Annotated in this window: 16 protein-coding genes; 3 read left to right on the plus strand and 13 right to left on the minus strand. The window is 73.8% G+C overall.

What is annotated here, in order from left to right; translation table 11 throughout:
- Positions 1–41 precede the first annotated feature (41 nt).
- The 4 genes from rplT to BLT52_RS16970 form a co-directional block, all read right to left on the minus strand.
- Positions 42–413: a 50S ribosomal protein L20 gene (gene rplT / locus BLT52_RS16955; RefSeq protein ID WP_090595178.1), complete on the minus strand. Its 372-nt coding sequence runs from the start codon at positions 411–413 to the stop codon at positions 42–44.
- A gap of 105 nt (positions 414–518) precedes the next feature.
- Entirely contained in the window at positions 519–713 is a 195-nt protein-coding gene (gene rpmI / locus BLT52_RS16960) for a 50S ribosomal protein L35 (RefSeq protein WP_090595179.1), read from the minus strand.
- 89 nt (positions 714–802) lie between these two features.
- Positions 803–1492, minus strand: coding sequence for a translation initiation factor IF-3 (infC, locus tag BLT52_RS16965; RefSeq protein WP_231946658.1), 690 nt, complete (start codon positions 1490–1492; stop codon positions 803–805).
- A 349-nt stretch (positions 1493–1841) separates the two neighbouring features.
- Positions 1842–2363 carry an SseB family protein gene (locus BLT52_RS16970; RefSeq protein ID WP_090595182.1) on the minus strand — a complete coding sequence of 174 codons (522 nt, stop codon included), beginning with the start codon at positions 2361–2363 and terminating at the stop codon, positions 1842–1844.
- Positions 2364–2655: 292 nt separating this feature from the next.
- Between BLT52_RS16970 and BLT52_RS16975 the strand changes: the two genes are divergently transcribed.
- Positions 2656–3171 carry a hypothetical protein gene (locus BLT52_RS16975; protein WP_090595184.1) on the plus strand — a complete coding sequence of 172 codons (516 nt, stop codon included), beginning with the start codon at positions 2656–2658 and terminating at the stop codon, positions 3169–3171.
- 4 nt (positions 3172–3175) lie between these two features.
- On the opposite strand, the gene BLT52_RS16980 is transcribed toward BLT52_RS16975, so the two are convergent.
- The 7 genes from BLT52_RS16980 to BLT52_RS17010 form a co-directional block, all read right to left on the minus strand.
- Positions 3176–3724 (minus strand): maltokinase N-terminal cap-like domain-containing protein, encoded by a 549-nt coding sequence (locus tag BLT52_RS16980; RefSeq protein ID WP_090595185.1) that lies wholly within the window; start codon positions 3722–3724, stop codon positions 3176–3178.
- A gap of 23 nt (positions 3725–3747) precedes the next feature.
- On the minus strand, positions 3748–4176 hold the full coding sequence (locus tag BLT52_RS16985) for a PH domain-containing protein (protein WP_090595187.1): 429 nt from the start codon (positions 4174–4176) through the stop codon (positions 3748–3750).
- Between the two features lie 22 nt (positions 4177–4198).
- Entirely contained in the window at positions 4199–5044 is an 846-nt protein-coding gene (gene hisG, locus BLT52_RS16990; protein WP_090596992.1) for an ATP phosphoribosyltransferase, read from the minus strand.
- 49 nt (positions 5045–5093) lie between these two features.
- Positions 5094–5372: a phosphoribosyl-ATP diphosphatase gene (locus BLT52_RS16995; protein ID WP_090595189.1), complete on the minus strand. Its 279-nt coding sequence runs from the start codon at positions 5370–5372 to the stop codon at positions 5094–5096.
- Positions 5373–5431: 59 nt separating this feature from the next.
- Positions 5432–6688, minus strand: a complete 1257-nt coding sequence (mshC, locus tag BLT52_RS17000; protein ID WP_090595190.1) for a cysteine--1-D-myo-inosityl 2-amino-2-deoxy-alpha-D-glucopyranoside ligase — start codon at positions 6686–6688, stop codon at positions 5432–5434.
- Positions 6689–6757: 69 nt separating this feature from the next.
- Positions 6758–7552: an SCO1664 family protein gene (locus tag BLT52_RS17005; protein ID WP_231946370.1), complete on the minus strand. Its 795-nt coding sequence runs from the start codon at positions 7550–7552 to the stop codon at positions 6758–6760.
- Positions 7553–7557: 5 nt separating this feature from the next.
- Positions 7558–8163, minus strand: a complete 606-nt coding sequence (locus BLT52_RS17010; RefSeq protein ID WP_090595193.1) for a DUF3090 domain-containing protein — start codon at positions 8161–8163, stop codon at positions 7558–7560.
- Positions 8164–8286: 123 nt separating this feature from the next.
- On the opposite strand from BLT52_RS17010, the gene BLT52_RS17015 reads away from it, so the two are divergent.
- Positions 8287–8850, plus strand: coding sequence for a flavodoxin family protein (locus BLT52_RS17015; protein WP_090595196.1), 564 nt, complete (start codon positions 8287–8289; stop codon positions 8848–8850).
- Between the two features lie 130 nt (positions 8851–8980).
- On the opposite strand, the gene BLT52_RS17020 is transcribed toward BLT52_RS17015, so the two are convergent.
- A complete protein-coding gene (locus BLT52_RS17020) occupies positions 8981–9694 on the minus strand; it encodes an MSMEG_4193 family putative phosphomutase (protein ID WP_090595197.1) in 714 nt (237 codons plus the stop codon).
- A 137-nt stretch (positions 9695–9831) separates the two neighbouring features.
- On the opposite strand from BLT52_RS17020, the gene BLT52_RS17025 reads away from it, so the two are divergent.
- Positions 9832–10386, plus strand: a complete 555-nt coding sequence (locus BLT52_RS17025; protein WP_157677191.1) for a GNAT family N-acetyltransferase — start codon at positions 9832–9834, stop codon at positions 10384–10386.
- On the opposite strand, the gene BLT52_RS17030 is transcribed toward BLT52_RS17025, so the two are convergent.
- Positions 10364–11689, minus strand: coding sequence for an aminotransferase family protein (locus BLT52_RS17030; RefSeq protein WP_090595200.1), 1326 nt, complete (start codon positions 11687–11689; stop codon positions 10364–10366). The two genes, BLT52_RS17025 and BLT52_RS17030, sit on opposite strands and share 23 nt — an antisense overlap.
- Between the last annotated feature and the right edge of the window lie 4 nt (positions 11690–11693).

An 11693-nucleotide genomic window follows, 5' to 3' on the forward strand; every position in this document is an offset into this window, starting at 1 on the left:
CGGGTGCGGTCAGCGGTCCGGAGGTGTCCGGACGGACGACCTCAGGCCGCCTGGGCGGCGGGCTGGTGGGCCTTGGCGACCTCGACCAGCGTCGCGAAGGCGGCGGGGTCGCTGACGGCCAGCTCGGCCAGCATCTTGCGGTCGACCTCGACGCCGGCGGTGGCCAGGCCGGAGATGAACCGGTTGTAGGTCATCCCCTCCGCGCGGGCGGCGGCGTTGATGCGCTGGATCCAGAGCCGGCGGAAGTCACCCTTGCGGGCGCGGCGGTCGCGGTAGGCGTAGACCAGGGAGTGGGTGACCTGCTCCTTGGCCTTGCGGTAGAGGCGCGAGCGCTGCCCCCGGTAGCCGGAGGCCTGCTCGAGGACCTCGCGACGCTTCTTGTGGGCGTTCACAGAACGCTTGACGCGTGCCATGGTGATTCTCCTTCAGGTTCGCGTCCTCGACGGGAGAGGACGCGGCGGTTCGTTGGCCGGGTGCGGCCGGGTGGGTGGGTCGGGCGACAGGCCCGACCCGGGGGCTCACTTGCCCAGCAGCTTCTTGGCCTTGGCGGCGTCACCGGGGGCCAGCACGGCGTCGCCGTTCAGACGGCGGGTGCGGGTGGAGGGCTTGTGCTCGTTGAGGTGCATCTTGCCCGCCTTGCGGTGCATGACCTTGCCCGAGCCCGTCAGCTTGAACCGCTTCTTGGCACCGGAGTGCGTCTTCATCTTCGGCATGGCTAGCCGCTCCGTTCTGTACAACTAGTGCGTCCCGGTGGACGTGGGTCACCCGGGTCGCGCCCGCCTTCCGGCGGGCGCTGAGGACATCAGAGGTCGATGTCGGGATCCATGTTGTCGGCCGGGCCCTTCTTCTTCTGCTTCTTGGGCTGCAGCTGGTGCTCCGCGCGCTGGGCGGCGCGGTCGGCCTCCTCCAGCTCGAGGTCGGTCTTACGGGCCGACATCCGCGCGTCGCGGTCGGCGGCCAGGTCACCACGGGCCTCGGTCTTGCGCTTGTGCGGCCCCAGCACCATCAGCATGTTCCGCCCGTCCTGCTTGGGCGTGGACTCGATGAAGCCGAACTCCTCGACGTCGTCGGCCAGCTGCTTGAGCAGGTTGAAGCCCAGCTCGGGCTTGCTCTGCTCACGACCTCGGAACATGATCGTGATCTTGACCTTGTCGCCGGCCTTGAGGAAGCGCACGACGTGACCCTTCTTGGTCGCGTAGTCGTGGCTGTCGATCTTCGGTCGGAGCTTCATCTCCTTGATGACCGTGTTCGTCTGGTTCTTGCGGCTCTCACGGGCCTTCTGGGCGTTCTCGTACTTGAACTTGCCGTAGTCCATGAGCTTCGCGACCGGGGGGCGCGCCATGGGCGCGACCTCGACCAGGTCGAGCTCGGACTCGCGAGCCAGCCGCAGCGCGTCATCGATGCGAACGACCCCCACCTGCTCTCCCGCGGGACCGACGAGTCGGACCTCGGGGACGCGGATGCGGTCGTTGATGCGTGGTTCGGTGCTGATGTGTCCTCCAGTGCCTGGGCGGTTGTTACCTGGTGCCGCTGACCGGGCCGGACGCCGGTGGGATCTGCTCGGAGGACGAGAAAGGGTCCTCGCGCGCACGAGGACCCTGGGGATGCACCAGCGAGCCCCCTCCAGGGGAGCTGCTGGCGACCTACCCGACGACCCTGGGGTCGTGGCGGGTGGGAGATCGGGCCTCCGCTTGCAGATCCGGGCGTGCCGGATCGGTCGCGGGACAGCCTACAAGACTGCACCGGGTAAAGCACGTCGGGAGCCCGATCCATTCCCGGGGGCGGACCGACGGGCGGGGCGACGTGCGAGGGGAGCCTCGTCGTGCCGGACGGGTGCGGCGTCAGGGCTGCTCGGGCGGTGCCGCCACCTGCATCCAGCCGAACCCGCCGTCCTCCAGGGCGACCAGACGGCGTCCGCGGGCCAGCTCGGCGAGCACCGGCTGCTCCAGCACCAGCGGGTGCGGGCCGGCGAGGTCGACCAGCAGGGCCACCGCCCCACCGGCCAGGGTGGCCTCGGCGACCTTGTCCAGGGTGGCGGGCACCGGTCGGGCGGTGCGGTCCCAGGCGCGGACGGCGTCCACCCCGGTGAACACGAGCATCGCCCGCCGGCCGCCGGCGTCCTGCAGCATCACGGTGGACATCTCGGCCTGCTTGTCGCTGCCGTCGGCCGACAGCTCGCCCGCGGCGACGATCGGGGTGAGCAGCCGGGCCCCGCACAGACCGGCCACCGCGTGCAGGTAGGAGGCCTCGTCGGGCTCGGTCTCGGCCCGGCGCAGCGACTCGCGCAGCCCGGGCGCGGCCTCGCCGGAGTCGTCGGCGAAGGAGCGCAGCGGGTCGGCCAGGGTGCGGGGCAGCTCGGGCATGCCGTCCACCGTAGGCGCTGCCCGTCGCGGCAGGCCAGCTCGCCCCTCCCCACCCTCCGTCGTCGCCGAGGCTCACCAGGCCCGCCGCTGGGGCCGGACCAGCACGGTCGCGCCGCCCCCTGTGCTGGGTGGGCCCGCTCGGCCGGACGGCGGCAGGAGCGCCGGCCGGCGTCGGTCGGCCCACGGACCCCCACCGGGTGGGTCCCCGGGCCTGGTCGCGGGCGCGCACGTCAGGGGCGGGCACGGGTTGTGCCCCATGGGACGGAGGGCGGCCGCGTGGGAGGCTGGGCACATGAGCCCCGACACCTACCTGCTCCCCCTCTGCCTCGCCCTCGCGCTGATCGGGCTGCTCGCCACGGTCGTGCTCTGGCGCAGCAGGCGGGCCTCGCGCGGGCGGGTGCTGCAGGGGCTGGCCTGGACCCTGGCCCCGGTCGCGCTCTACCTCACCGGGCTGCTCCGGATGGTCTGGGACGCCGTGGTGACCGTGGCCCGCTGGGCGGGCCAGATCGTGTTCTCCCCCACCGTGTGGGCCGGGTTCTCGCTGCTCGCGGTGGCCGTGGTCCTCTTCGTGGTGGGCAGCCTGCTGGTGCGTCGCAGCCACCTCCGGGCCGACCCGAAGGGCAAGGCCGTCGGTCGCGGCGGGGCCACCTCCGCCACCGCGGCCACGGCGAGCGGGACCGGGCGCCAGCAGCCGGCCGTGGGCGCGAAGCAGTCACCGCCGGCCGGGGGCAAGAAGAAGGCCGCGGCCTCCGAGGACCCCGAGATGGACGAGATCGAGGCCCTGCTCAAGTCCCGCGGGATCGAGTGAGCCGCTAGCCGACCTCGGTCGGCGCCAGCCCGGCCAGGACGACGGGTCCACCCCCGGCCCACGAGGCGAGCAGCACCGGACCGGTGCCCGCCGACGGGCCGGGTTCCGGGTTGATCCAGACGGTCGTGTCGCCGGTGTCCGCGTCGGTCCCGGGCTCCACGCTCAGCTTCAGGGTCGGTTCCCGGGTGCCGACCCGCTCCCCGTCGGACCAGATCTCCAGCACCGCCTGCTCCTGCTGCCCCAGGACCGCCCGCCCCAGGCAGCCGAGGGCGACCGGGTCGGTGGCGCCGTCGTGGACCCAGCGGCGCCCGAGGACGGAGTGCTCCATGGTGCAGACCAGGCGTGCTCCCTCGCCCTCGGCCGGGGCCGCACGGTAGGTGAGCAGCACGTGCCGCAGCGCACCGTCGCGGCGCACGAGGAACCCCTCGACCCCCACCTCGCCCGCCGGGTCGTCGAACCGGTAGCTGCCGACCACCTCGACCGGACCGCCCAGCTCGGTCGCGAGCAGCTCCTGCTTGGTCGGCGCGATGGTGGCCGGGTGGATGATCGCCATGGCGCCAGGCTAGGAGACGGTCCTCAGCGCCGGGCGCGGATGAGGTCGCGCAGACGGGCGGCGTCGGCCTGGGAGCGGGCGCCGTCGACGCGCTGGATGGCCAGGCACTGGCGTCGCAGGTGCTCCCCGGCCGTCCCCGTCTCGTGCAGCTCCAGGTAGGCCCACGAGTCGCCCTCGCGGTAGCGCACGGCCCGGATGTCGGAGAAGGCGTAGCGGCGGGTGACCACGCCGTTGCGCACCACCAGCCGGGACTCCTCGACCACGACCACGCTGAGCGCCATCGCCATCATCAGCCCGACGATCCACACGACGAACAGCACCAGGGTGCCCACCTGGAGACCGGTGAACTGGGACCGGACGTCGCCGATGGCGTACCAGCCGACGAGGCAGGCGACCACGAAGAGCACCGAGACCACGCTGGAGAAGGCCAGCAGCACCCGCGGCCGGAACACGACCCGGCCGACCGGGACCGGCTCAGAGCCGGCAGGCGGCGATGTCGGTGACGAGGATGGCACGGGCGCCCACCTCCCACAGGTCGTCCATGATGGTCTGCGCCGTGCGGCGCGGCACCATCGCGCGGACCGCGAACCAGCCCTCGCGGGCGAGCGGGGCGACCGTCGGTGACTCGAAGCCGGGGGTGACCGCGGTGGCGCGCTCCAGGCTCTCGGCCGACACGTCGTAGTCCATCATCACGTAGGTGCGGGCGACCAGGACGCCCTGCAGCCGGCGCAGCAGCGTCGCCAGCCCGTCGGGGTCGGCGGCCCCCGAGCGGCGGATCGCGATCGCCTCCGAGGTCAGGATCGGCTCGCCGAACAGCTCCAGCCCGGCCTGGCGCAGGGTGGTCCCGGTGTCCACGACGTCGGCGATGCAGTCCGCGACCCCGAGCCGGATGGCGGACTCCACGGCCCCGTCGAGACGGATCAGCCGGGCCTCGACACCGGTGGCCGCCAAGTGGGCCCGGACCAGACCCGGGTAGGAGGTGGCGATCCGGAGCCCGCCGAGCTGGTCGACCGACAGCCCGCTACCGGCCGGTGCGGCGAAGCGGAAGCGGGAGGCCCCGAACCCGAGGGCCATCACCTCGTCGGCCTGGGCACCGGAGTCCAGCAGCATGTCGCGTCCAGTCAGGCCGCAGTCCAGGGTGCCCTCGCCGACGTAGGTGGCGATGTCGCGCGGGCGGAGGTAGAAGAACTCCACGCCGTTGGCCTCGTCGACCAGCACCAGCTCCTTGCTGTCGCTGCGCTGGCGGTAGCCGGCCTCGCGGAGCATCTCCGCCGACGCCTCGGCCAGGGAGCCCTTGTTCGGGACGGCGACGCGGAGCAGGCTCGTCCGCGGCTGGGAAGTGGTGGTCACGTGGCCTGAGCCTAGTGGCTCAGAGGTGGCGGTAGACGTCGTCCAGCCCGAGGTCGAGGCTGATCATCATCACCTGCAGGTGGTAGAGCAGCTGGCTGATCTCCTCCGCCGCCTCCTCGCGGGTCTGGTGCTCCGCGGCCATCCAGACCTCGGCGGCCTCCTCGACGACCTTCTTGCCGATCTGGTGCACCCCGGCGTCGAGCTCGGCCACCGTGCCCGAGCCCTCGGGACGGGTGGCGGCCTTGTGCTGCAGCTCGGCGAAGAGCTCGTCGAAGGTCTTGCGGCGGGCGTCGGTCACGACGGCGACCCTACCGGCCGGAGCCGCTGCCGCCCCCGTGGTCGTCGCGGGGGCGTCGCTCACAGCCGCACCCCGAGCAGGGCGTCGGCGACCCGGGTCACCAGCGGCCCGGCCTCGCCGTCGTCGCCGTCGATGGTGGCCGAGGCCGAGGCCCAGGCGTCGATCGCGGCCAGCGCGGCGGGGGCGTCCAGGTCGTCACGCAGGGCACGCCGCACCTCCGCCACCGTGGCGTCCGCACCCAGGGCCGAGGAGAGCCCGACGGCCTCCCGCCAGCGCCCCAGCCGCTCCTCCGCCTCGGCCAGCAGCTCCGGGGTCCAGCTCCACTCGCTGCGGTAGTGCTGGGACAGCAGCACCAGCCGGACCGCCATCGGGTCCACGCCCTGCTCGCGCAGCCGGGAGACCAGCACCAGGTTGCCCTGGGACTTCGACATCTTGGCCCCGTCCAGGCCGACCATGCCGCTGTGCACGTAGTGCTGGGCGAAGGGGGCGCCGAAGGCGACCTCGCCCCCGGCCGCGCACATCTCGTGGTGGGGGAAGACCAGGTCCGAGCCGCCGCCCTGGACGTCGAAGGAGGTGCCCAGGAAGTGGGTGGCGATCGCGGTGCACTCGATGTGCCAGCCCGGACGGCCCTCTCCCAACGGGCTCGGCCACGACGGCTCGCCGGGACGGGCCATCCGCCAGACCAGGCAGTCCAGCGGGTCCTTCTTGCCCGGACGCCCCGGGTCGCCGCCGCGCTCGCCGAAGACGGTGGCCATGGTGGCGGCGTCCAGCCCGGAGACCTCGCCGAAGCCCTCGGCCTCGGCCACGGAGAAGTACCAGTCCGGGTGCTCCGGGTCGTCCACCTGGTAGAGCGCACCGGGCATCGTGGCCAGCAGCTCGCTGACCAGCGGGATGGACTCCACGGCCCCGACGTAGTTGCGCGGCGGGAGGACGTTGAGCGCCTCCATGTCCTCGCGGAAGAGCTGGGTCTGCTCCAGCGCCAGCTGGGCCCAGTCGACCCCCGTCTGCGCGGCGCGCTCCAGCAGCGGGTCGTCGACGTCGGTCACGTTCTGCACGTAGTGGACGTCCAGACCGCGGTCCAGCCAGGCCCGGTGCAGCAGGTCGAAGGCCACGTAGGTGTTGGCGTGGCCCATGTGGGTGGCGTCGTAGGGGGTGATGCCGCAGACGTAGAGCCGCGCCGTGGCCGGGGAGTCCCCGGCGGGTGCGGGGTCCGGACCCACCGCCGCGCGCACACCGCTGGCGGTGTCGTGCAGGAGGACCGGGTCAGCCGGTCCGGCGGGCAGGGTCGGGACGCTCGAGGCGCTCCATGCGTGCATGGCTGCGACCCTATCCAGTGCCACCGACAGCACCCGACCACGCTCACGTCGGAGCGGCCGGCTCGAGCCTCAGAAGGGCGGCCAGGGCACCGCGGGGCGGTCCACGTCGACGTCGGGCATCCGGCCCCGGCGCAGCAGTCGACGGGTCCGCCCGCGCAGGGCCGCGACCTCGTCGGTGCTGACCAGGCCGGTGACGGCCTCGAGGCCCTCGTCCAGCACCCGCTCCAGCAGCGCGCGCTCGTCCTCGTCCAGCTCGGCGTCGGCCCAGCCCCACAGCAGCGTCCGCAGCTTGGGGGCGGGGTGGAAGGTCAGGCCGTGGTCGACCCCGAAGATGCGGCCCCGGTGGCCGATGATGTGACCGCCCTTGCGGTCGGCGTTGTTGGCCACCACGTCGAAGAGGGCCAGCCGGCGCAGGCGGACGTCGTCGGCGTGCACCACGACGACCTCCTCCCCGGTGGCGTCCAGGCCCTCGAGGACCGCGAACCAGCCGGGCTGCTCGGCCTCGGCGGCCGGGACCAGGTCGACCACGTCGTCGCCGGGGTCCTCACCGGGCACCCAGGCCTGCAGGGACCCCAGCCCCAGGGGTCCCTCCACCAGCTCGGTGCAGGGCACCACGTCGAAGCCGCAGGTCCGGGAGAGCACGTGGGCCGCGACCTCGCGCAGCCCCAGCGTGCCGTCGGGGAAGTCCCACAGCGGACGCTCCCCCGAGAGCGGCTTGTAGACCGCCAGCAGCTCGTCCTCGCCGCGGACCAGCCGGGCCAGGAAGGTGCCGTTGGAGGCGGTGGGCAGCCGTCCGAGCAGCTCGAGCTCACCGGCGGTCAGGTCGACGTCGAGCGGGTCCACCGACCCGGGGACCTGGGGCACGCCGCTCAGAACAGCGGCCGACGGTAGCCGTTGGCGCGCGGGCAGATGTGGCCCTCGGGGTCCATCGGCTGCAGGCAGAACGGGCAGCCGGGACGTCCGGCGGAGACGACGGCCTGGGCCCGGGCCACGAAGTCGCGGGCGGTGGCCGGGGTGATGCGCACCACGAAGACCTCCTCGGCCCGCTCCTCCTCCACCGCCTGGACCATCTCGGCCTCGATCTCGGGGTCGACCTCGCTCAGCTCCAGCCCGGACGCCTCGCCGTCGGTGCTGGAGAACATCTCGATGACGATCCGGTCGTCCTCGGAGTCCCACGCGATGGTCATGGTGCCGACCCGGAACTCCTCGGTGATCGGGGCGTCCAGCGGCTGGGTGTCGTCGGCCACCGGTCGGGCCGGGGGCACCGGCACCCGCCCGTCGGTGCGGCGGACCACCTCCTCCAGGACCCGCTCCAGGTGCTCGGCCAGCACCGAGACCTGCTGCTTCTCGCAGGCCACGCTGGTGATCCGGTTGCCCTGGCGCGCCTGCAGGAAGAAGGTCCGCTCCCCGGGGTTCCCCACGGTGCCGGCGACGAACCGGTCCGGGGCCTCGTAGCGGTGAACGACGATCGCCATGCCCCTCACCCTACGTGGGTCCCCGAGGGGTCGGGCACGGCTCCCGTCCCGAGCGCCCGTGGTCGGGGATGAAAGTTGAACGTTGTATGGTTGACCCGTCAATCGATAGCGGAGGGATCCACCATGAGCACCACCAAGATCAGCATCATCTACTACTCCCAGACCGGCACCACCGAGACGATGGCCCAGCACCTGGCCGCCACCGCCGAGGCGCAGGGCGCCGAGGTCCGCGTGCGCGCGGTCTCCCGCGACGACGACGGCAGCACCGGGGGCGTCCCCCAGCCCACCGCCGACGACGTGGTCTGGGCCGACGTGGTGCTCTTCGGCACCCCCACCCGCTTCGGGAACGTGGCCGGCCGGCTCAAGGTCTTCATCGACTCCCTGGGCGGCCCGTGGTCGCAGGGCCAGCTGGCCGACAAGGTCTACGCCGGCTTCACCTCCACCCAGACCCTGCACGGCGGCCAGGAGTCGACCCTGCTGAACCTGTACACCACCTTCCACCACTTCGGCGGGCTGATCGTCTCCCCCGGCTACACCGCCGGGTCGAAGTTCGTCGACGGCAACCCCTACGGCGTCAGCCACGTGACCGGCGCGAACAACGACGCCCCGGTGGACGAGGTGACCCGCACCGCGCTGGACCACCTGGTCACCCGCACGATCGAGGTCAGCCGCCGCCTCAACGGCTGAGCACCGCCGGGACCGTCCGCGACGGCTGAGCCCCCGCCCCCTGCCCGCGCCACGCGCCGGGTGGGGGGCGCTGCTCGTCCCGCCCGGTCACCCCGCCCGGTCCACCTCGCCCGGTCCGCCTCGCCACGACTCACTCGGCGCTGCCCATCCCGCCGCCGACCGCGGCGTCCCCGCTGGGGGTGCGACGCCGCCCCTTCACCGGCTTCGGGGCGGCGAGGTGGGCCAGGTCACCGGCGGTGGTGTTCATCGAGACCACGAACGGGCGTCCTGCGGTGAACCGGATCACCGACACCGAGGCGGGGTCGACCACGATCCGCTGGAAGGCGTCCAGGTGCATGCCCAGGGCGTCGGCCAGCACGGCCTTGATGACGTCGCCGTGGGAGACCGCCACCCAGGCCACGTGGTCCCCGGCCGAGGCGGCCAGGGCGTGGTCGCGCTCGCGGACCGCCGCCACCGCCCGGGCCGACATCTCCGTCATGGCCTCACCGCCGGGGAAGCGCACCGCCGAGGGGGTCTGCTGCACCGTGGACCACAGCTTCTCCTTGGCCAGGTCCTTGAGGCTCCGCCCGGTCCACTCCCCGTAGCCGCACTCGGTCAGCCGGTTCTCCGTCAGCACCTCCACCGCGTCGGTGCGGTGCTGCACCAGCAGCTGGGTGGTGTGCCGGCAGCGGCGCAGCGGCGAGGTCACCACCTGGGTCAGCGGCAGGCCGGCCAGCCGCTCGGCGGCGGCACGGGCCTGGGTGATCCCGGTCTCGTCCAGGTCGACGCCCGGGGTGCGCCCGGCCAGCACCCCCGTCCGGTTCGCGGTGGTGCGGCCGTGGCGGACCAGGAGCAGGGTCGTCATGGCAGCGAGACTAGCCGCGACCCCGTCACGGGTCGGTCGCCCGCGGCGGCTCGGGCCTGGCGCCGCCGTGGCGGTCGGCGAAACACCACCGTCATCTTCGTGCGGACAATGGGGGGCACGGCGACGAGGAGGTACCGGTGGACGCAGTGCGCGGAGCGGTCCTGGTGCGGGCGGCCGAGCCCGGTGACGCCGTCGCCGTCGCGGAGGTGCAGACGCTCGGCTGGCAGCAGGGCTACGCCGGCCTGCTCCCCCAGGACTACCTCGACGGGCTCTCCCTGGCCGCGGCGGAGGAGCGCTGGCGCACCCAGCTGGTCCGTGCGGACCGCACCACCGACGAGCTGGTGGCCGTGGTCGACGGCCGGGTCTGCGGGATCGCGGTGGTCGGCCCGTCGGCCGACCCCGACGCCCCGGACGACCGGTCCCGCGGTGAGCTCTTCGCCCTCTACGTCCGCGCCGAGCACTGGGGCCGGGGGCTGGGGCACGCCCTGCACCAGCAGGCCCTGCACCGACTCCGGGACCGCGGCTTCACCCGCGCGACGCTGTGGGTGCTGCGCGGCAACGAGCGGGCCTGCGCCTTCTACCGGCGCCACGGCTGGGTCGGGGACCGGCTGGTCAAGACCGACGACCGCGGGCCGGTGGTGCTGCAGGAGCTCCGGATGGCCCAGGACCTCAGCCCGGCCCGGCGGCCCTGAGCCGGTCGGCCAGGACGTCCAGGGCAGCGACCAGCCGCTCCACCACCTGCTCGACCTCGGCGGCGCTGATCACCAGCGGCGGACCCAGCAGGACGGCGTCCCCGCGGCTGCCGTCGGCGCACCCGGCGGCCGGGTAGAGCAGCAGACCCAGCTCCTTGGCCGCGGCCAGCAGCTGCTCGGTGACCCGTCGGCTGCGCGGGAAGGGGGTCCTGCTCCCCCGGTCCTCGACCAGCTCGACACCGACCAGCAGACCGGCGCCGCGGACGTCCCCGACCCACGGGTGGTCACCCAGCCGCTCGCGCAGCAGGCCGGCCAGCTGGGCGCCGCGCTCCTCGGCGGCGCCGACCAGCCCGTGGTCGCGGAGCCGGCGCAGCACGGCGAGCCCGGTGGCTGCGCCGACGGCGTGGTGGGAGTAGGTGAACCCGTGCACCAGACCGCCGTCGCCGATGGTCTCGTGCACCTCCCCGCTGGCCACCGCCAGCCCCAGCGGCCAGTAGCCGGAGGCGGCACCCTTGCCCGCGGTGAGGAGGTCCGGGCGCATCCCGAAGTGCTCGCTGGCGAACCACCGGCCGGTCCGCCCGAACCCGGTCATCACCTCGTCGGCCACCACCAGCACCCCGTGCCGGCGGCAGACCTCCACCACCGCCGGCCAGTAGTCCTCCGGCGGGACGCAGGCGGCCAGACCGGCCCCGGCGACCGGCTCGGCCACGAAGGCCGCCACCCGCTCCGGGCCGGCGTCGGCGATCGTCTGCTCGAGCCGCTCGGCGTGGCGCAGTCCGCAGCCGTGGGGGTGGGTGTCGAACCCGCAGCGGTACTCCTGGGGCGTGCTGGTGTGCACGGCCGGTCCCAGCCAGGGCAGGTAGGGGGCGCGGAGGGCCGCCCGCCCGGAGACGTCCAGCGCACCCCGGCTGTTGCCGTGGTAGCTGTGCTCGCGCCCGACCACCACCCAGCGGTCCTCGCCGCGGGCGAGGTGGTAGGCGCGGGCCATCTTGAGCGCGGTCTCCACCGCCTCGCTGCCCCCGGAGACCGGGTAGACCGCCGGGTCGTCCAGGGGCAGCAGCGGGGCGAGCTCGGCGGCGTACTCCTCCAGCACGTCGGAGCCGAAGGCGGTGCCGTGCACGTAGGCCACCCGGCGGGCCTGCGCGGCGGCGGCCTCGACGACCTCCTCCACCCCGTGGCCGACGCCCACCACGACCGCACCGCCGCTGGCGTCGAGGTAGCGGCGCCCGTCGGTGTCCACCACCTCCACCCCGCGGGCCCAGGCCACCCGCGGCAGCCCGGGCGCGCGGGCGAAGACCGCCACGGCC

It is taken from the genome of Auraticoccus monumenti (assembly GCF_900101785.1).
Lineage (GTDB): Bacteria > Actinomycetota > Actinomycetes > Propionibacteriales > Propionibacteriaceae > Auraticoccus > Auraticoccus monumenti.

What these genes read in the sequence shown, in the direction of transcription:
- mshC (WP_090595190.1), bottom strand. Translation starts at nt 6,688, where the DNA reads ATGCACGCATGGAGCGCCTCGAGCGTCCCGACCCTGCCCGCCGGACCG.
- BLT52_RS17010 (WP_090595193.1), bottom strand. Translation starts at nt 8,163, where the DNA reads ATGGCGATCGTCGTTCACCGCTACGAGGCCCCGGACCGGTTCGTCGCC.
- BLT52_RS17020 (WP_090595197.1), bottom strand. Translation starts at nt 9,694, where the DNA reads ATGACGACCCTGCTCCTGGTCCGCCACGGCCGCACCACCGCGAACCGG.
- rplT (WP_090595178.1), bottom strand. Translation starts at nt 413, where the DNA reads ATGGCACGCGTCAAGCGTTCTGTGAACGCCCACAAGAAGCGTCGCGAG.
- rpmI (WP_090595179.1), bottom strand. Translation starts at nt 713, where the DNA reads ATGCCGAAGATGAAGACGCACTCCGGTGCCAAGAAGCGGTTCAAGCTG.
- BLT52_RS17015 (WP_090595196.1), top strand. Translation starts at nt 8,287, where the DNA reads ATGAGCACCACCAAGATCAGCATCATCTACTACTCCCAGACCGGCACC.
- BLT52_RS16970 (WP_090595182.1), bottom strand. Translation starts at nt 2,363, where the DNA reads ATGCCCGAGCTGCCCCGCACCCTGGCCGACCCGCTGCGCTCCTTCGCC.
- BLT52_RS16975 (WP_090595184.1), top strand. Translation starts at nt 2,656, where the DNA reads ATGAGCCCCGACACCTACCTGCTCCCCCTCTGCCTCGCCCTCGCGCTG.
- BLT52_RS16980 (WP_090595185.1), bottom strand. Translation starts at nt 3,724, where the DNA reads ATGGCGATCATCCACCCGGCCACCATCGCGCCGACCAAGCAGGAGCTG.